This window comes from Pseudomonas sp. D4002 (assembly GCF_013385665.1).
Taxonomy (GTDB): Bacteria; Pseudomonadota; Gammaproteobacteria; order Pseudomonadales; family Pseudomonadaceae; genus Aquipseudomonas.
Window position 1 is genome coordinate 78,536 of record NZ_JACAPN010000021.1, and the last position, 19,782, is coordinate 98,317.

Sequence of the window (19,782 nt, forward strand, 5' to 3'; positions counted from 1 at the left end):
TCAAGGAATTCATATGTCGCCCTGGCTGACGGTAGTAGGCATCGGTAAAGACGGCTTCAAGGGCCTGGGCAGAAACGCCCGGCACGCCCTGTTGCGCGCCTCGCGCATTATTGGCGGGCAACGCCAGCTGGACTTGTTGCCGGTGTGCATCCGTGGCGAACGCCAGGTGTGGCCCAGCCCGTTTTCCCTGGAGCCGGTGCTGGCCAGGCGTGGTGAAGCGGTGTGCGTGCTGGCCAGCGGCGACCCGATGTTCTATGGCGTGGGTGCGAGCCTGGCGCGGCAGGTGCCGGCCGATGAGCTGCTGATTCTGCCGGCGCCCTCTTCCGTGTCCCTGGCGGCGGCGCGTCTGGGCTGGCCGTTGCAAGAGGTAGTGACGCTGTCGGTGGTTGCCCGGCCGATGGCGGCGCTGAATGCGCATCTGGCCAGCGGCGTGCGTTTGCTGGTGCTGAGCAATGACGGCCAGAGCCCGGCGGCGATTGCCACACAATTGGCCGAGCGCGGGTTTGGCGCAAGTCGCCTGAGTGTGTTTGAACACCTCGGCGGGCCGGATGAGCGGCGCATCGACGGCATCGCCCGGGATTGGCCTGGCGAACCGATTGCCGCGTTGAATCTGCTGGCCATCGACTGCGTGGCCGACGCCAACACAGCGCGCCTGTCACGCCTGGCAGGGCTGCCGGACTCGGCCTTCAGGCACGACGGCCAACTGACCAAGCGCGACGTGCGCGCCATGACCCTCGCCCGCCTCGCGCCGATGCCCGGTGAACTGCTGTGGGACGTGGGCGCGGGCAGCGGCTCCATCGGGATCGAATGGATGCGCGCCCACCCCAGTTGCCGCGCCCTGGCCATCGAGGCCGATGAAGGCCGGCAACTGTTGATCGAACATAACCGTGATGCCCTTGGCGTACCCGGCCTGCAACTGATTCGCGGCACCGCGCCCCACGCCCTGAACGGGCTGGAAGCGCCCGACGCCATCTTCATCGGCGGCGGCGTCACCCGCGACGGCGTGCTCGACACTTGCTGGCAACACCTGCGCCCGGGCGGCCGGCTGGTAGCCAACGCCGTGACCCTGCAAAGTGAAATGACCCTGATGGCCTGGCGCGAACAACACGGCGGCGAACTGACCCGCATTCATGTGGCCCAGGCCCAACCGCTGGGGGACTTTGATACCTGGCGCCAGGCGCTGCCGATCACCCTGCTGGAAGTGATCAAGCCGCTATGAAACGCATCCTGCTGTTGGGCGGCGTGACGGAAGCCCTGGCCATCGCCCGCACACTGGGGCCCGAACATATCTACAGCCTGGCGGGTGTTGGCCGCGTTCCCACCGACCTTACGTGCCAGGTGCGCGTCGGTGGCTATGGCGGCGCGGAAGGTTTGGCGCAGTTCATTCGCGATGAAGGTATCGAGCTGGTGCTGGACGCGACCCATCCGTATGCCGCGCAGATCAGCGCCAACGCCGCCCGTGCCGCAGGTGTGTGTGGCATTCCCTGCTGGGCCCTGCGCCGCCCGGCTTGGCAGCCACAGGCGGATGATGACTGGCGCGAAGTCGGTGACTGGGCGGAGTTGATTGAAGCCCTGAAACCCTTCAAGCGACCACTGTTCACGCTGGGCCGTGAACCGTTGCAGCACCTCGACGAAATCCCCGCCGAGCAGTTCTGGACGCTGCGCGCACTGGATGTGTACCCCGGCAATGAGCGCTGCGAAGTGATCGGCGCCCGTGGGCCGTTTTTGATCGAGGATGAACGGGCGCTGTTTGAGCGGCGGCAGATTGATGTGCTGATCAGCAAGAACAGCGGCAGTACGGCTACCGAGCCGAAGCTGGAAGTGGCGCGGGAGCGGAGGGTGCCGGTGTTGGTGTTGAGGCGGCCGGTGTTGGCGCAGGTGGATAGGGCATTCACGACAGTCAACTCGGTACTGGAAGCATTCCAGTCTGTATGACGCAACACGAAACAAAGGTGGGAGCTGGCTTGCCTGCGATGCAAACGACACGGTCATTCAGATACACCGCGGCGATGCTATCGCAGGCAAGCCAGCTCCCACACTAACCTGCGTCGCGCTGTTAGCTCCGCGCGGCAGCCGTCTGTCCGGCTGCATCGTGCACCCGATCAGCCAGTAACTCCGCCAGCTCGATCAACTGAGCGACGCCCAACAACTCCTCTCGCTTCGATTCTTCCAGGCTAAACGCCAAGTCGCAACTCAGCGCGTTGGCCGAGGCGAGTGTTTCAATGAGGTTGACCAACAGGTCTTCGGTGCTGATTCCGTCGGCTACGGTGAACAGCCGAAAAGGGGGATTGGGGGTAGGTTTAATCATTGTGAAGCTCCGGAGAAGTACAAAGGAGCTACCACTGATCGCCGCGATGCGATGGGGGTGGTAGCTGAACGCGGGTTCGCGGACCGGCTCTCCAGAACACCGGCATACCCGAAGGTATCCCGCGCACAGCCACCATAGCGCCGCACAGTAGACGATAAAAAAGCGCCAACTGAAAGGACACGATGACGCTTTTGCGTCTGAAGAAATCCGGGCCGCGACGCCCGACCACTGAGTTTGCAGTGGTGTTCGGAGACTAGAGATTGAGTTTCCTAGAGACAACCGCCAATCACTGTCGGAAATTTCTGTGGAGGGCCTCCACATTCGAATCGAACACAATCCAAACTGTGGGAGCTGGCTTGCCTGCGATAGCATCACCTCGTTCCAGCAGGAAGACCGAGTCGCCTGTATCGCAAGGTGCAATGACCTCGTAGGAAAGCGCCTCAATCATCGACATCCTTTTGACAACCTCGCTTTAAAAACTGATTCGCCTTACACCCCCCTCCGAACCAGCCGGCTGGTTCAGCCAAAAGCCCTCGCCCTAAGCTCCCCTCCCGCAGTTTTGCACCAGAGTCTGCGATGGGGATGCACTGCTTTTGCGGAGCATCGTGACTTGTCATTCTGTATCCCAAGGAATACGATCCAAGATGATTCACTTCAAGAAATCCAAGCATTTCCTGGAGTGGCTTGATTCGTTAAACAATAAACCGGCCCGTGCACGCGTACTGGCAAGGTTGAATAACGCACAATCAGGCAACTTCGGAGACTGTGAGACAGTAGGAAATGGCGTTTCGGAAATGCGCATCCACTACGGTCCTGGATACCGGGTTTATTTCACTCGTAGAGAGGAGGTGGTTTACCTGTTGTTGATAGGCGGCGATAAATCAACGCAGAAACGCGATATCCAGCGCGCTAAGCAAATTGCAGCAGACTTTGAAAAAAAGGAGTAAGCCATGACTGAATTTACAGACTTCGACATAGCGGAACACCTCAAGACTCCTGAAGATATGGCCGAGTATCTTGAAGCGTGCTTCGAGGAGGATGCCGGTGACGGACTGCTTATTCGTTCAGCCCTCAACAACATCGCCCGCGCCCAAGGCATGACTCAAGTAGCCCGCGACGCAGGCCTCGGACGCGAAAGTTTATATAAAGCCCTCTCCAGCACTGGCAATCCCGAGTTCGCGACTATCATGAAGGTCATGAAAGCGCTCGGCCTGAAGCTGCACGCCACAGCTGGTTGATAGCACTGCGACACCAAACCACACCGCCCCTTTTTACTTATCCTCCCCGATCAGGCTAAATACCCACCTGATCGCTTAACCCTACGGATTGTCCGCCATGGCCCGTCAACGCTTTGCAATTGCCTGGATCGCCTGCTTTGCAGTGCTGTTCAATGCGTTTGCCATGCCGCTGGCGGGTGCGATGCAGCAGGCGGATGACCCGGTCAAGCAACTGCTGTGGGGCAGTTTCTGCTCCTCCAATGCCAACAAGCTGACGGCCATTGCCCTGGGCAAGCTGGAGATTCCGGCGCCGCAGCAAGACGATCACTCCACCATGCAGCATTGCTGGTGCTGCTCGGGCTCGGCGCCATTAGTGGCGTTGCCGGGGCATTCACCAACACTGTATTTCGCAAGATTCGACGCGGTGCAAGACCTGCCGCCGCCGTCATTGCAATCCCCCACCCCGCGCCAGCAATGGCCGAGCCTTAACCCCCGCGCCTCTCCAACGGTCTGATTTCTTCGCAAGTGAACTGCGTTTAGAACCGTTCTGGAGAACTGCCATGCTCAAATCTTCCCTGCTTCTGGCTGCGTTGTTGCTGCCGGTGTGTGCTGCTGCCAATGCCGAAGACTTCAAGGTCGGCGAACTGGTGGTCAGCGAACCCTGGTCCCAGGAACTGCCGCCCAATGCGCCGACCGTCGCGGCGTATTTCGTGATTCATAACCAGGGCGAGCATGCGGATCGCTTGCTCAGCGTCGACACGCCCGTGGCCGCCAAGGCCGAACTGCATGAGCATGTGATGCAGGGCGATCTGATGAAGATGCAGCAGGTGACCAGCGTCGCGGTGCCGGCCAAAGGTGACCTGACGTTCGCGCCCATGGCCTACCACGTGATGCTGCTGGACCTGAAGGACCGCAGCGTTTTGCGCGACGGCCAGCATTTTCCGCTGACCCTGAACTTTGAAAAGGCCGGGCCAGTGAAGGTGGAAGTGTCAGTGCAGAAGCAGCCGCCCATGGCCGGCCACGAACACATGCACGCCCAATAGATAAACCTTGATGGGCGCCCCACGCGCCAGGTTGTCCCCGCACCGCCGTAAGCCTGTAGGCCTTATGCGCGGCAGCTGGATCAGCCTGTTCGCCATGCTGATGATCTTTATCGGTCCGCTGATTTCCCAAGCGATGCCGATGGATCATCACGCCGGCATGTCGATGGAAATGTCCATGGACGCGCCGAGCTGCCATGGCGACGCCAAGCCTGCGACCGATCACCACAAAGCACCCGACGAACACCACGTGCTCTGGGAAAAGTGCGGCTATTGCAGCCTGCTCTTCAGTTGCCCGGCGCTGCCTGGCAGCGTGTCGTTTGTCACCCTCGGCAGCCCGCCGCCCGCCAACGCCCTGACCCCCGCCCCACGCCTGGGCCATGCCCGGCAAACCGTGTTCCCCGGTGCCCGCAGCCGTGCCCCGCCCATCATCACGTAAGCACTTCACACCGTTACTTCACCCCGGCCGACTTTAGACAGACAGCCGCAGGCTGCTGGCCGTGTTGTTTACGAATGAATGATGGAATTTTTCATGTCCAGGTTTTCTGCTGACACCCGTTTGGGATGTACTCCCGTTTTCGCCGTTCTGTGTGGCGCGCTGCTGGTTCCTCAGGTCCACGCCGACGAGCCTGCCGACCAGAACGAACTGAGCCCGACGGTGATCACCGCCATTGCCCCCAGCTCACCACTGACCGTCGTCACCAACCCGAAAGACCCGCGCCAACCAGTGCCCGCCAGCGATGGCGGCGACTACCTCAAGACCATCCCCGGCTTCGCCCTGGTGCGCAACGGCGGCACCAACGGCGACCCGGTGCTGCGGGGCATGTTCGGCTCACGCCTGAACATCCTCACCAACGGCAGCATGATGCTCGGCGCCTGCCCCGGCCGGATGGACGCGCCCACCTCCTATATCTCACCGGAAACCTACGACAAGCTGACGGTGATCAAGGGCCCGCAAACCGTGCTCTGGGGCCCGGGTGCTTCAGCCGGCACGGTCCTGTTCGAGCGCGAGCCCGAGCAATTCGGCGAGCTGGGCACGCGGGTCAACGCCAGCATCCTGGCGGGCTCCAACGGGCGTTTCGACAAAGTCGTCGACGCAGCAGCCGGCGGGCCGCTGGGTTATGTGCGGGTGATCGGCAACCAGGCCCACGCCGATGACTACAAGGACGGCAACAACGACACCGTCGCCTCGCGCTACGACAAGTGGAACGGCGACGTGGCCGTGGGCTGGACCCCGGACGCCGACACCCTGCTGGAACTCACCGCCGGCCGTGGCGATGGCGAAGCCCGCTACGCCGGGCGTGGCATGGACGGTTCGCAGTTTTTGCGCGAGAGCCTCGGATTGCGCTTCGAGAAATCGAACATCGGCGAGGTGCTGGATAAGGTCGAAGCGCAGGTCTACTACAACTACGCCGACCACGTGATGGACAACTACACCCTGCGCGTCCCGTCGGGCACCGGGATGATGGCCGGTCCCATGGCGGCCAACGTCGACCGCCGCACCCTCGGCGCCCGCATCAAGGCCACCTGGCGCTGGGCCGATGTGCAGTTGATCAGCGGCATTGACGCACAAACCAACGAACACCGCGAACGCAGCGCCATGGGCGTCGACACCTACAAGGACCTGCCCCGCAGCAAGGACGCCAACTTCCACAACTACGGGGTGTTCGGCGAACTGACCTGGTATGCCGCCGACCGCGACCGCCTGATCACCGGCGCCCGCGTCGACCGCGCCTCGGCCAAGGATTTCCGGCAAACCATCAGCTCCGGGATGATGAGCAGCCCCAACCCCACCGCCGGTAAAACCCGCGCCGATACGCTGCCGTCGGGCTTTGTGCGCTACGAGCACGATCTGGCGGACAGCCCTGCCACCCTGTACGCAGGGCTTGGGCATTCGGAGCGTTTCCCTGATTACTGGGAGCTGTTTTCTCCCGACACCGGGTCGGTCGGTTCCGTGAATGCCTTCGACGGTGTGAAGCCTGAAAAAACCACCCAGCTGGATTTTGGCCTGCAATACAAATCCGCCGATCTCGATGCCTGGGCCTCGGGCTACGTCGGCCAGGTGCGTGATTTCATCCTGTTCGACTACCAGCCGGGAATGATGGGCACCACCTCCCGGGCGCGCAATGTGGACGCGCGAATCATGGGCGGTGAATTGGGCGCAGCCTACAAGCTGACCGCCAACTGGAAGGCCGATGCCACCTTCGCCTACGCCTGGGGCAAGAACACCAGCGACGGCAAACCGCTGCCGCAGATCCCGCCGCTGGATGCGCGCTTCGGGCTCACCTACAGCCAGGACGACTGGAGCGCCGGCGCCTTGTGGCGGGTGGTCGCTGCGCAAAACCGCATCGACCAGAACAAGGGCAACGTGGTGGGCAAGGACTTCGACAAAAGCTCGGGGTTTGGCGTGTTCTCGCTGAACGCGGCGTATCGCATCAACAAGAATTTCAAGGTCAGCACCGGCGTCGACAACCTGTTCGGCAAGGCGTACGCCGAGCACTTGAACCTGGCCGGCAACGCCGGGTTCGGCTACCCGGCCAATGACCCGCAAGCCATCAAGGAACCGGGGCGCACGCTCTGGACCAAGGTGGACATGAGCTTCTAAGCGCATCGCAGGCAAGCCCGCTCCCACAGTTGCAATGCATTCCCCTGTGGGAGCGGGCTTGCCCGCGATGACGTCCTCGATAACACAAAAATCCAAGCCTTTGCGGAGCACCCTGATGAACCCACCGAAGATTTCCTTCTACAACCTGGCCTGGCGCTGGCATTTCTACGCCGGGCTGTTTGTCGCGCCGTTCATGGTGCTGCTGGCCCTGACCGGCATCATCTACCTGTTCAAACCCCAACTCGACCCGCTGATGTACGGCAACCTGCTGACCGTGCAAAGCGCCGAACACGCGCTGAGTGCCGACGAGCAACTGCAACGTGCCCAGGCTGCCTATCCACAAGGCAAGATCAGCAAGTACCTGCCACCTGCCGACGCCACCAGCAGCGCGCAATTCGTGATGCACAACGACGGGCGCGAAGTGACTGTATTCGTCGACCCGTATCGCGGCACCGTGCTCGGCGAACAGGACGCCAAGTACAACCTGCAAGCCATCGCCCGCGCGCTGCATGGTGAGTTGATGATCGGCACCGTCGGCGATCGCCTGGTGGAACTGGCCGCCGGCTGGGGTGTGATGCTGGTGATTTCGGGCGTGTATCTGTGGTGGCCGCGAGGCAAGTCGGCGGCGGGCATTCTGTGGCCGCGGCTGGGCAGTCGCGGCCGCTTGTTCTGGCGCGATTTGCACGCGGTCGCCGGTTTCTGGGGCGCGGCGTTCCTGCTGGTGATGCTGCTCAGCGGCATGACCTGGACCGGCTTCTGGGGCAAGCAATACGCCGACCTGTGGAATAAATTCCCGGCGGCCATGTGGAACAACGTGCCGCAGTCCGACCAGCAGGCCCGCAGCCTCAACACCGCGAGCCAACAAACCGTGCCGTGGGCCATGGAAAACACGCCGATGCCGATGTCTGGCGAGCATGCCGAGCACATGAAGCACGCCGGCATGAGCCAGGGCCCGGCAGCCCCGAGTATCCGCCTGCAACAGGTGGTCGACCTCGCCAACTCACGCAAGGTCGAGCCCGGCTACAGCATCACCTTCCCCACCACTGCCGAAGGCGTGTTCACCCTCGCGGTGTTCGCCAACGACCCGCGCAATGACGCCACCCTGCATGTGGACCAATACACCGGCAAGGTCCTGGCCGATGTGCGCTGGGAGCACTACAACAGCGTGGCGCGGGTTACCGAATCGGGCGTGATGCTGCACGAAGGCAAGATGTTTGGCGTGGTCAATCAGATCATCGTGCTGCTGATTTGCCTGATGATCCTGCTCAGCGCCGTCAGCGGTGTGGTGATCTGGTGGAAGCGTCGGCCACAGGGCAGCCTGGGGGTTCCACCGTTGCGCCATGACCTGCCGAAATGGAAAACCGCGATGGTAATCATGCTCGGGCTGGCGATTGTCTTTCCGCTGGTGGGCGCCTCGCTGATCGTGGTCTGGGCACTGGATCGCCTGGTGCTTTCACGGTGGTTTGGCCAACGTGAATCTGCCTCAGGTTCAGCGTGAAACAGACGAGATGCCCTACCTAGAGGCGTTATGTAGTCTTACGCGGGCTTTCGCCCACGCCGCACAAAGTGTTATGTTGTAACACTTAATGCGTTCCCCCACTCGCCGCGCCCAGCGGCGAGTACCGCCTCGAAGAAGCGATTTATCGTCCGATGAACAAGTACCTTGCGTCCGGCCTGTGCCTGCTCGCCCTTCAAAACACTGCCCAGGCCCTGACGCTTCCCGCCAGTGCCGTCTCAGCCCCCGCCGTCGACGACGAGCGCGTCGACCTGAACACCCCGACCACGGCAGGTTCACGCCTGAACCTCACGGCCCTGCAAACCCCGGGCAGCGTTGAAAGCCAGACCGGCGAGCAGATTCGCGCACGGGGCGATGCCACGGTGCAGGACGCGATTTCCCGGGCCACCGGCATCAGCCGCACCGGCACGCCGGGCGACGGTGGTACCTCGTTGTCGGCACGCGGGTTCACCGGCCAGAGCTCGGTGCTGCAGTTGTACGACGGCGCGCGCATGTTCGATGGCGCGGGCACTTCCACCTTCCCGGTGGACACCTGGTCCGTTGAGCGGGTGGACGTACTGCGCGGCCCGGCCTCGGTGATGTACGGCCAGGGCGCCACCGGCGCGGTGATCAACACCATCGCGAAGAAACCCTTCGAGGGCGAGATCGAAAACCATATCCGCCTGGGCTACGGTTCTTATGACCGCCAGCAGCAAGCCCTCGACAGCGGCGGCTCGCTGACCGACACCCTGAGCTATCGCCTGAACATCAACCGCCTGCGCAGCAACGGTTTCATCGACCGCGGCGAGTCCGGCAGCGACTTCGTCAGCGGTGCCCTGCGCTGGCAGGCGGCGGATAACCTGAGCTTCACCCTGGCCTCCGACTACGGCGACCAGACCCCGCAAAACGACTACGGCACACCGCTGATCAACGGCCAGTTGCACAAGGGCCTGCGGGACAAGAACTACAACGTCAGCAACGATATCCAGCACTACAACGACCAGTGGACGCGCCTGACCAGCGAGTGGCAGATCAACGACAACGTCACCGCCACCAACGAACTGTCCTACCTGAAAAACCAGCGGCGCTGGCAGAACGCCGAGAGCTACAACTACGTCGACGGCGGCCTGGTGCGCCAGAGCTACCTGGGCATCAAGCACAACCAGGAACAGGTGGGCGACCGCCAGACCTTCACTTTCAAGCACACGCTGTTCGGCCTCGACAGCCAGACGGTGACGGGGGTGGAGTACAACCGCATTCGCTTCCGCCTGGCCAGCAACTCGCCGTTCGATGACCTGACGAGCGCCGGCCAACCGGTGGACATCCACCACCCGGTACCGCAGCCGTTTGAAAGCGCCAGCCCCTTCGTCCCGCAGTCCGTCAGCACCACCAAACAGCTGGCCGCGTTCGCCGAAAACCGCCTGCAACTGACTGATCAACTGTCACTGATCACCGGCGTGCGCCGCGATTACCTGCACATCGACAGTGACTCCCTGGTGGATGGCAGCGACGCCAACAAGACCTTTACCGGCAACAACTGGAAAGCTGGCCTGGTCTACGCGATCACCCCGGACACCTCGGTCTACGGCCAGTACGCCACCAGCACTGACGGCGTTGGCAGCCTGATCACCCTGAGCCCGAGCCAGCAGCAGTTCGGCCTGTCCACCGCCAAGCAAACCGAGATCGGCCTCAAGCAGGCGTTCTGGGATTCCCGTGGTGAATGGACCCTGGCGGCCTACCACATCGTCAAAAAGAAACTGTTGGTGAGCGTTCCAGGCACCACCCTCAAGGAACAAGTCGGCCAGCAATCCTCCAACGGCCTGGAAGCCAGCCTCGACCTGCAACTGCCCAATGCCTGGCAACTGCAAGCCAACGCTGCGATCGTGCGGGCGCAGTACGACGACTTCTCCGAAGTGGTCAACGGCCAGTCCGTGTCCCGCGACGGCAACCGCCCCACCGACGTGCCGCGTCGCACCGCCAACCTGTGGCTGAGCAAGGCAATCACTGACGACGTGCGTGCCGGTGCGGGCGTGCGTTATGTAGACTCGCGTTTCGCCAACACCGCCAACACCAGCGAAGTGCCGAGCTACACCGTGGTCGACGCCAGCGTTTCATGGAAAGCCATGCGCAACACGACATTGGGCCTGCAATTGAATAACCTGTTCGACCGCACTTACGCCGTCAGCCAATACAACGACGGCCAGCAATGGATCCTGGGCGAGCCGCGCTCGTTCTTCGTGACGGCGGACTACACCTTCTAACTGAACGCAACACTGTCCAAATGTGGGAGCGGGCTTGCTCGCGAATGCGGTGTGTCAGGCACTGTATCTGTTACTGATCCACCGCTTTCGCGAGCAAGCCCGCTCCCACATTTGTCCTGTGTTGGACCTGAGAGTAAAGATGACCTCACTCAACCTCACCGCCCTCGCCTGGACCCCACCAGGCCACGAGCACTGTCATCACCAGTTCCAACTGCGTGACGCCAGCCTGCACGTGAACGCCGGTGAGTTCGTCGGGCTGATCGGGCCCAACGGCAGCGGCAAGACCAGCCTGCTGCGCTGCGCCTATCGGTTCAGCAAACCGGCTGACGGTGAGGTGCTGCTGGAACACCAGAACGTCTGGAAGCAATCCTCGAAGTGGTGCGCGCAACGCATTGCCGTGGTGCTCCAGGAGTTTCCCGACGCCTTCGGCCTGCGGGTGGATGAAGTGGTCGCCATGGGCCGCACACCGCACAAGGGCCTGTTCGACAGCGATACGCTTGAAGACCAGAACCTGATCCGCCAGGCCCTCGAATCCGTCGGCCTGCTGGGCTTTGAAGACCACGCCTTCGCCACCCTCTCGGGCGGAGAAAAGCAGCGGGTGATCCTCGCCCGCGCCCTGGCCCAGCAACCGCAACTGCTGATCCTCGACGAACCGACCAACCACCTCGACCCGCGCTACCAGTTGCAATTGCTGCAACTGGTCAAGCGCCTGAACATCGGCACCCTCGCCAGCATTCACGACCTGAACCTGGCCGCCGCGTTCTGTGATCGGCTATACGTGATCAACCACGGGCGCATCGTCGCCAGCGGCACACCTCACCAAGTGCTGACCGCCGAATTACTGCGCGAAGTGTTCGGCGTTGAAGCATTGATCGACACTCACCCCTTGTCCGGCTACCCCCGAATTACCTGGATAACCCAACCATGATCCTGCGCTCCCTGTTGTCTCTCGCGTTGCTGCTCGGCACAGCTCAAGCGTTCGCCGAAGCGACCCATTACCCGCTGAAAATCCAGAGCTGCAACCGCGAAGTGACCTTCGCCGAGGCGCCGAAACACGCGGTCAGCCACGACATCAACATGACCCAGATGATGCTTGCCCTGGGCCTCAAGTCGCACATGGCCGGCTACAGCGGCGTAACCGGCTGGAAGTCCGTGACGCCGGAAATGGCGCAGATCCTCGACGGCCTGCCGGAACTGGCGAGCAAATACCCGTCGGTGGAAACCCTGCTCAATGCCAACGTCGACTTCTTCTTCGCCGGCTGGGACTACGGCATGCGCGTCGGTGGCGACCTCACCCCGCAAACCCTGCAACCGTTGGGCATCAACGTCTATGAGCTGACGGAGTCCTGTGCCTTCGTGATGAAGCGCCCGGCGGCCACCCTGGAAGACACCTATAACGACCTGCGCAACCTGGGCAAGATCTTCGACGTGCAGGACCGCGCCAGTGCACTGATCGCGCAGATGCAGGCACAGGTCGCCCAAGTGCAGGAAAACCTGCCGGCCGACAAGCCTCGCGTGTTCCTCTACGACAGCGGCGAAGACCGCGCCATGACCTCCGGCCGCCTGGGCATGCCCCAGGCGCTGATCGACGCCGCCGGTGGGCGCAACATTCTCGATGACGTGGACGCCAGCTGGACCCGGGTCAACTGGGAAACCGTGGTGGAACGCAACCCGCAGGTCATCGTGATCGTCGACTACAGCGAAGTCACCGCCGATCAAAAAGAGCAGTTCCTGCTGAACAACCCGGCGCTGCAATCGGTGGACGCGATCAAGAACCAACGCTTTATCGTCATCCCCTACGTGCAAGCCACGCCGGGCATCGACAACGTGCTGGCGGTTGAAACCCTGGCCAAGGGGTTTCACGACGAATGATCACCCGTCGCTATGCCCTGCTGCTGAGTGCCCTCGGCGCGTTGTTGCTGATCTCGTGCGTGGTCTCGCTGGGGTTCGGCTCGGCGCGGGTACCGGTGGACGTGGTGTGGCGGATCCTGCTGCATAAAGCCTTCGGCGTTGGCGAGGTGGACTGGAGCGCGGGGCAGGAACATATCGTGTGGCTGATCCGCGTGCCGCGCATGTTGCTCGGTGCCCTGGTGGGCGCCGGGCTGGCGTTGATCGGTGCGGTGTTGCAGGCCGTCACACGCAACCCGCTGGCGGATCCGCACCTGCTGGGCGTGACTTCCGGCGCCACCCTCGGTGCGGTGATCGTGGTGCTGCATGTGGGTGAAGTGATCGGCTTGCTGACCCTGCCCATCGCGGCGTTCATCGGTGCGTTGCTGAGCATGATCGTGGTGCTGGCGGTGGCCAGTCGCAACGGTCGGCTGGAGAGTGACCGCCTGCTGCTGTGCGGGGTGGCGGTGTCGTTCGTGATGATGGCGGTGGCGAATTTGCTGCTGTTCATGGGCGACCATCGCGCGGCCTCGGCGGTGATGTTCTGGATGCTCGGCGGCCTCGGGTTGGCGCGCTGGGAACTGCTGGCCATTCCCTTCGCCACGGTGTTGCTGGGGCTGGTGTTGCTGCTGGGGATGGCTCGCCCGTTGAACGCGCTGATGGCCGGCGAACAGACCGCCGTGACCCTGGGCCTGAACGCGCGCAATGTGCGGCTCAAGGTGTTCCTGATCGCCTCGCTGATGACCGGCGTGCTGGTGTCCATCAGCGGCTCCATCGGCTTTGTCGGGCTGATGGTGCCGCACATTGCCCGGCGCCTTGTAGGTGCCGAACACCGGCGTTTGCTGCCGGTGTGCGTGCTGTTGGGCAGTGTGTTCCTGGTGTGGGTGGATGTGGCGGCCCGCACAATGATTGCCCCCGAAGACCTGCCCATCGGCGTGGCCACGGCGGCCATTGGCGGGCTGTTTTTTATCGGGCTGATGCGGCGGCGTTAACCCCCCTGGTCGGCCTGCTTGAATGCATGCAACAAGCGCCGCGCCACCTGGCTGCGGGGTTGCCAGAAGCGATCGGTTTCCAGGATGGTCAGCTTGCCCGAGGTCGCCAACCGGCGGATCACCTCGCTGGGCTTGACCTTCACCACACCCGTGTCTTCGTCGATCCAGTCATCGCGCAGCAACTGGCTTTCGTCCGCGTGATAGCTGGGCTCATAGACAATCAACGCGCCGTGCACCGGGGTGAAGTAGTAACGCGCCCCCGCGATCTTGTCCTGGCGCAGCATCTCGATGAACCCGCGAATTTCCTTCTGGGCAATGAAGTTGTGGGCCAGGCCTTCTTCGTAGCGATCCGCCAGATGCTGGCGCTCGGTGTCGAGCTTGAACAACTGCTGGACGCCCATCACCTTGTAGCCCGCCGGGTAGCGGGTCGATGTGCTGGGGTAGCCGAGGTTCATGATGCCTTCGAACAATGCCTTGTAGGCCGGTGTGTCCGGCCGCAGTCCCACGGCCACCGAGGGGCCCGGGTCTGCCACCGGTTGCACGGCGATGAAGGTGTCGCTGTCGCCGTTGCCCAGCACCGCGCCCAGCCGCGCCTGGTGCTCCAGCGGCACAACCTGTTGCCATACCTGGCGCGCGGCATCGTCCGGGTGGGCGCACAACGGGCCCAGGGCCATGCGGGTATCGCGCACTGCCAGTGTCGTGGCCAGGCGCTTTATCCGGGGCAACAAGGCATCCCAGAACGGGCTGCTGTCGAGTACCCGCAGCTCGCCGGACTCCACCAGTTTCAACACATGGCTGTCGATGCTGCCACGACTGTTGAGGTGTTTCAGATACGCCGCCTGCCGGCGGCTGGAATCCCAGTCCGGGTCGATCCTCACCGCCTGATACCGAAACAGTGAGCCGTCGGCACACGACACATGCAACGCCAGGAACCGCTCACTCTGTGCCACCCGCAAAAAGCTCAGCGCCGCCAGCACCACGGCCGGAGCCATCAGTTGCGCGTAGCCTTCGGCCTGAGGCAACTCGGGCGCAGCGCGCTGCGGCAGCCTCAGATACAGGCCTTGCAGGCTGTACCCGCTCGGCAACTGCCCGCGCAGGAACGCCCGGTCGAGGGCAAAGCCCAGGTCGTCGCCCTTGACCGGCGCACAGGCGACAAAATGCCCATTGTCGGAGGACTTGAGAATCACGCCAAAGCTCAAATCGGCGCGCCCCTGGGCGTATTGATGACCATGGCGTGCCGCGTCGTCAGCATGCTTGAACACCGGGCCCAGCTGCCGATCCGCCACGGCATGGACCGCCGCCTGCGGTGCAACGTAGGCCAGGCCGGGCATCCAGCCCGGCAGCACACGCTGGGCAGTGCCCCACAACGGGCCGCCCTCCAGTACTTGCAAAGTCCCCACCCGCGCCAGCTGATTGACCAGCTCGGTGGGGGTCTTGCGGCCGCTGCGCATCTGCTGCTCGACGGCATTGCTGTAAGGGTCGTGCAGCGCCAGGCTGTTGGGGGCCAGGGAGGTTTCCAGGTGGCTGAGCAACTGCGTCGCTTCGTTGCGCCGGGCCGAATCCAGCAAGCTGCGCTCGGCGTCCTGGGTACTGAAACCGATGAGTGAGCCGTCGGGCGTCAGCAGGTATTCGTGGGTCCACAGGTGACCCGACTTCAGGGCGGTCTCCAGTACTTTGGTCGAGAACAGGTTTTGATACACCGCGTTTTCTTCAGAGGGTAACCAGAACTCCAGCACCCGGGCGACACGTGACCGGTAGCGCGCGACCATTTTCCAACCAGGGGCCAGCAGCGCCTGGCTGACGTCCAGGCCCGGCAGGATGACGTTCGGGTCGAAGTCTTCACTCAACACCGGCACCGCCAGGGTCGCGACAAACTTGCCGTTGCGCTGCAACACCAGCCCGCCTTGCAGCGTGTCGCGCTGTGTGCCCAACTGTTGCTGGACGTAACGCACCGCATCGGCCTGGTTGCTGAACAGCGGGCTCAATGGGCGACGCATAAAGTTGGCGAAGGCGGTCCATGGGGCCTGGCTGACATCCAGCTTACCCGCCAACGCCCAGCATTCGCTCGGCACCAAAACGCTCAACCAGCTCAACTTCGCCACTTCGTTGACAAACCCGACCGCCGAGAGCTGCCCGCTGGCCATCAAGGTCTGCACGTCTTCATAGACCCCCGACGGCTGACGCACCGGGTTGAACAGCGTCGATGCCACCGGCGTTTGTACCTGCAGCAGCGCCTGGTCCAGTGTCGAGATAAACACCGGCAAGCCCGTCAGTGCGCCTGTCTCCCGTTGGCGCTTGGCCTCGACGGTGGCACTGGCCAGATCCCCGGCCGAAATAAAATGCTGCGCCAGCCAGTGTTCGGCGGTGGTCAGCCCCTGTGGCATCCAGTTGCGCCGGTAAACCAAGGCGTGCAGTTGATAACCCGCGGGGTAGATGAACTCGCCTTCGTCATCCACGGCAAACACGGCGCTCAAGGCGAACAGCCCGGCCCTATCCCAGGCGGGTACAAGCTCGGAGCAGACAAAGGCGTCCTGATCGCGATGCTTGAGCATGAAACCGAAACCGGTTTGCGTCGGTGCTTCATGGTCCAGGCGCGTGTGCAGTGCCCGAGCCGCGTCAGCGGCACTGGCGCAGACCGGGCCATAGGCAATCTGCTCCGGACGTTCGCGCCGGGGTATCGGCAGGCGTGGCCGCCAGTGTTCGGCGATCAGCCCCGGCGCGCCCCACAACGGGTTGGCCTGCACCACCCGCACGCTGCCGGCCGCCGCCACCTGGCTGATCCACTCCCGCGCCGTCAGCGTGCCGCTGGCCAGGTTGAGGGCCGTTGGGCTGCGATGGGGCAAGGGGTCGAGCGCCTTGAACAGGTTCGCCTGGGCGGCAGAGTCGATCAGGTCATACGCCAGCAAACAATCTTCGGCGCCCGACAGGTAGGCCACGGACACCTGTTGGCGATTGCGGATCAGCGTGTGCACGTCCAGGGCGCTGAACATCTGCGCCTCCAGGCAGGCATCGTCCCGCGACCAGCCCGGGCGCTGCAGGCGCTCGGGTTCCAGCAACGAAACCCCGCGGCTGGAACCGTACACGGCCTTCAGCATGTGACCGGGCGGGAGCAGTGAGCGGCCCTTGACGTCCTGGGGGTAGACAACGCCCAGGGCAAAGCGCCCGGCGTCGCTGGCCGGCAATGGCTCAGTGGCCACGTAGAGACCGTCCGGGCGCTGCAGGATATAGCCGCAGTATTCGCCCTCACGCCAGCTGCCGATTTGCCCGTGGGCGTAGCGTGCCGCGTCTTCTACCTGGAGAAACCCGCGGCTCAGTTGCGGGCGGGGTGCCAGTGCGTAAGGTCGCCAGGTGTCGGCGACCAGCCCCGCCACATCCCACAACGTGCCCGGTTGCAACACCGACAGCGCCCCGGCGGCGGCGACCTTTTGGATCATCTCGTGGGGCGTCACGGTGGCGGCCCGCAGTTCATCCCCCAGCCCGTTGTCCGTCACCCGGCCATCGGGCAGCACCTGGTAGAGCTGGCTTTCCTCGGCCGAGCCGGATGCGTCATAGGCCAACTGAGCGCCGTCCGCCGTGCTGAGGTAGAAGGCCAGATTGCTCTCGGGGTGGATGCGCAGCGCGGCAATCCCCTGGGCAAAATCCGTGGTGTCGATAAAGCCCTCGTACAACCAGGGTTCGGCGCCGATGCCGGTGGCGTCCGGTGCGCTGCGGCAGTACCAGCCACGCAGGGCGAAGCCTGGCGGCAGGCTGGCATTGCCAAAAACATTCGCCAACACGAAAAGGGTTTCGCCGGCGGGTATCGGTGCGCAAGGCTCGCTGACCACATACTGCTCTGCACTCGAGTGCTTGAGGATGCAACCGACTCGCCGGCCATCCGCCGTTGCCTGCATACGGTCATGGGCATAACGGGCGGCGGTTGCCAGGTCAGTGAAAACCCAGCTCAGCGGCGTATCAATGGGGGCTGCGGCGGCGAAAGGCGTTTCGGGTTCCCAGGTGGCCGGGACCCGGCCCTGGACGTTGTACCAGGTCTCATCCGCCAGCAGCACCGTCAACTCACCGAGTTTTACCAGCTCTTTGATCAGCCCTTCACGCGTGCCGTCAAACCCTTGTACGCGGGCCACACCCTGGCCATCGCGTTCAACTTGTGCCAGGTACTCGCCGAATTCACGCTCGGCCCGAGAGCCGCTGACAGCGTATTTGATCAACGTACCGTTTGTTCCGCTGGTGTAAAGCACCTTGATCTGATCGGAAAAAACCAGCGTCATGTCGATCGCTTGAGTCGACGGTGTACTGACCAGGAACGCCAGCTGTCGCGAGGTTTTTTGAGGATAGTTGGCACGCACCTCAGCCAGGTCGTAGACAGGTCGATTGAACTCGCCAACCATTTGGTGCCCTTCAAGCTCGACCCGCGTCAGAGCGTTGTCGGTGGGCAATGCCCCGCCCCACAACGACAGCCACCTGTCAGGGTCTGACAGCCTGGAGGCCACAAACAGCCCATCGCTGCGCTTGAAGATGTAAGCCTGGAGAAAAGAGCCGTGGGGTGAACCCACCTTGTAATGCAGGTAGCGTGCGACATCATCGGCAGTGACGAAGGCAGGGCTCAGCGACGCATGGACTTTCGCGAAGGCCCTCCATTGCGGTCCTACCACTCCGGCCTTGTCCCATACCCGTCCGGGCTCAACCACCGTCAGCGTGCCCACGGCAGCCACTTGCCGGACAAACTCGGAAGGGCTCAAGGTAGCGTCCTTCAAGCGTCCGTCGAGATCCGCGCCGCGATTGGCGAACAGCTGGGACTGCGCCTGCGAGCCGGTGCAGTGGTACATCAGCAGCGCGCCGTCGTTGGCGCGCAAGTAAAAGTGCAAGCCCAGGTCGTCGGTCCCCGCCATCGCCACCACGGCAGCCAACGCGGAAGCCGTGAAGAAGTTTTCCGCCAGCCACGACTCTTTCGCCACGGTCGGTTTCGCTTGCGGTGATAGGGAGCAGTAAATACCGAAGGTCAAAAACTCACTGTCCGCCTTGTGCACTTTTGGCAGTGACAACTTGCCACTGGTCAGCGCAAACGCCGCCTTGAGTTCATCCGACGGAAATTCGGCCACGTACTGGTTCGACGCGCTTTTGTACAGGTAGCCAAAGAGACTCTCCTGCCGTGCAAACCCCAGCGGCGGCAAGACTGATCGCACCGCGTCCTGCCACCGGCGGCTGACTTGGCTGGCGAGAGGCGCCAGTGCGTCCTGCCCGATTTGCGACAGGGTTTGATTGAGGGTCCACGGCGCCAGCAGTTGGCCAGGCTTTCCACCCAGCTCGGCGTTGGCAACGATGACCCGCAGGTAGCCGGCCCTGGCCGTCTCATTGATAAAGGCGATGTAGTCGTCGAAATCGGCCGCAGGCTTGGCCGCCATCAACGTGTTCAAGAAGCTGGCCTCAGTCGCAGAGCCGCTGCTTTCATACTGGATGAGCGAGCCATAGAACCCGGACAGGTAGTAACGGGTGCACAGCATGCGCACCTGGATGATGATGCGCAGGATATTGATGGGGAAAAAGCTGCGATCCAGGCGGCGCTGCGCGCCTGTCCAGTGCTGTATCTGCGCGGAGCGTCGGGTGCCATCCTCGCCGCGCGAACTGTACAGGGCGTGAACGCTGTGGCCCTCGTACGCCAGGAAATTCCTGTTGGCATCGACCTTGAGCAGGTCGCTCTGGAAATCGAATGCAGTGGCGGTGCCGGCCACCGGCACGCTTGGCAGGTACATCCCGTCATCACGCTTGAAAACCAGCCCGCCAAATACCGTCTCGCGCCGGTTGCCGATCTGTTGATGCGCCCAATGGGCGGCATCGTGATCGGTAACGAACGCCGGCCCCAGATGGGGAACCGGCCTGCGCGTGCTCGCCGCTTGATCGTCTTGAATGTGAGTACTGTCCATGTTCATCGTCACTTGAGTGAAGTTAAGAAAACTGGCGCTGCCCCTGGGTTGCCGGGGGC

At 63.0% G+C, this 19,782-nt stretch carries 15 protein-coding genes; 13 read left to right on the plus strand and 2 right to left on the minus strand.

Features of this window, described 5'->3' with window-relative positions:
- Positions 1 to 13: 13 nt before the first annotated feature.
- Positions 14 to 1,219: a precorrin-6y C5,15-methyltransferase (decarboxylating) subunit CbiE gene (cbiE, locus tag HX824_RS15490; protein ID WP_177054778.1), complete on the plus strand. Its 1,206-nt coding sequence runs from the start codon at positions 14 to 16 to the stop codon at positions 1,217 to 1,219.
- Positions 1,216 to 1,935: a cobalt-precorrin-6A reductase gene (locus HX824_RS15495; protein WP_177054779.1), complete on the plus strand. Its 720-nt coding sequence runs from the start codon at positions 1,216 to 1,218 to the stop codon at positions 1,933 to 1,935. The genes cbiE and HX824_RS15495 overlap by 4 nt, the downstream gene beginning before the upstream one ends.
- 121 nt (positions 1,936 to 2,056) lie before the next feature.
- Here the strand turns inward: HX824_RS15495 and HX824_RS15500 are convergent, their stop codons facing one another.
- Positions 2,057 to 2,308, minus strand: a complete 252-nt coding sequence (locus HX824_RS15500) for a DUF6124 family protein (protein ID WP_177054780.1) — start codon at positions 2,306 to 2,308, stop codon at positions 2,057 to 2,059.
- 644 nt (positions 2,309 to 2,952) lie between these two features.
- Between HX824_RS15500 and HX824_RS15510 the strand changes: the two genes are divergently transcribed.
- The 11 genes from HX824_RS15510 (at position 2,953) to HX824_RS15560 (ending at position 13,805) form a co-directional block, all read left to right on the plus strand.
- The gene (locus HX824_RS15510; protein WP_008439032.1) at positions 2,953 to 3,255 is read left to right on the plus strand and encodes a type II toxin-antitoxin system RelE/ParE family toxin; all 303 of its coding nucleotides are present in this window, start codon (positions 2,953 to 2,955) and stop codon (positions 3,253 to 3,255) included.
- Positions 3,256 to 3,258: 3 nt separating this feature from the next.
- Positions 3,259 to 3,546, plus strand: a complete 288-nt coding sequence (locus HX824_RS15515; RefSeq protein WP_008439033.1) for an addiction module antidote protein — start codon at positions 3,259 to 3,261, stop codon at positions 3,544 to 3,546.
- A 97-nt stretch (positions 3,547 to 3,643) separates the two neighbouring features.
- On the plus strand, positions 3,644 to 4,039 hold the full coding sequence (locus tag HX824_RS15520) for a DUF2946 domain-containing protein (RefSeq protein WP_177054781.1): 396 nt from the start codon (positions 3,644 to 3,646) through the stop codon (positions 4,037 to 4,039).
- Between the two features lie 46 nt (positions 4,040 to 4,085).
- A complete protein-coding gene (locus tag HX824_RS15525) occupies positions 4,086 to 4,568 on the plus strand; it encodes a copper chaperone PCu(A)C (RefSeq protein WP_076017993.1) in 483 nt (160 codons plus the stop codon).
- A 64-nt stretch (positions 4,569 to 4,632) separates the two neighbouring features.
- Entirely contained in the window at positions 4,633 to 5,004 is a 372-nt protein-coding gene (locus tag HX824_RS15530; RefSeq protein ID WP_177054782.1) for a DUF2946 domain-containing protein, read from the plus strand.
- Positions 5,005 to 5,097: 93 nt separating this feature from the next.
- Positions 5,098 to 7,170, plus strand: a complete 2,073-nt coding sequence (locus HX824_RS15535) for a TonB-dependent copper receptor (RefSeq protein WP_177054783.1) — start codon at positions 5,098 to 5,100, stop codon at positions 7,168 to 7,170.
- A gap of 115 nt (positions 7,171 to 7,285) precedes the next feature.
- Positions 7,286 to 8,668: a PepSY domain-containing protein gene (locus HX824_RS15540; protein ID WP_177054784.1), complete on the plus strand. Its 1,383-nt coding sequence runs from the start codon at positions 7,286 to 7,288 to the stop codon at positions 8,666 to 8,668.
- Positions 8,669 to 8,820: 152 nt separating this feature from the next.
- Positions 8,821 to 10,926 (plus strand): TonB-dependent siderophore receptor, encoded by a 2,106-nt coding sequence (locus HX824_RS15545; RefSeq protein ID WP_177054785.1) that lies wholly within the window; start codon positions 8,821 to 8,823, stop codon positions 10,924 to 10,926.
- 139 nt (positions 10,927 to 11,065) lie between these two features.
- The gene (locus tag HX824_RS15550) at positions 11,066 to 11,854 is read left to right on the plus strand and encodes an ABC transporter ATP-binding protein (RefSeq protein WP_177054786.1); all 789 of its coding nucleotides are present in this window, start codon (positions 11,066 to 11,068) and stop codon (positions 11,852 to 11,854) included.
- Positions 11,851 to 12,798 (plus strand): ABC transporter substrate-binding protein, encoded by a 948-nt coding sequence (locus HX824_RS15555; protein WP_177054787.1) that lies wholly within the window; start codon positions 11,851 to 11,853, stop codon positions 12,796 to 12,798. The genes HX824_RS15550 and HX824_RS15555 overlap by 4 nt, the downstream gene beginning before the upstream one ends.
- Positions 12,795 to 13,805, plus strand: a complete 1,011-nt coding sequence (locus HX824_RS15560) for an iron ABC transporter permease (protein WP_003217368.1) — start codon at positions 12,795 to 12,797, stop codon at positions 13,803 to 13,805. Before HX824_RS15555 ends, HX824_RS15560 begins: the two co-directional genes overlap by 4 nt.
- Here HX824_RS15560 and HX824_RS15565 read toward each other — a convergent pair.
- The gene (locus tag HX824_RS15565; protein WP_177054788.1) at positions 13,802 to 19,723 is read right to left on the minus strand and encodes a hypothetical protein; all 5,922 of its coding nucleotides are present in this window, start codon (positions 19,721 to 19,723) and stop codon (positions 13,802 to 13,804) included. The genes HX824_RS15560 and HX824_RS15565 overlap by 4 nt on opposite strands.
- Positions 19,724 to 19,782: the final 59 nt, after the last annotated feature.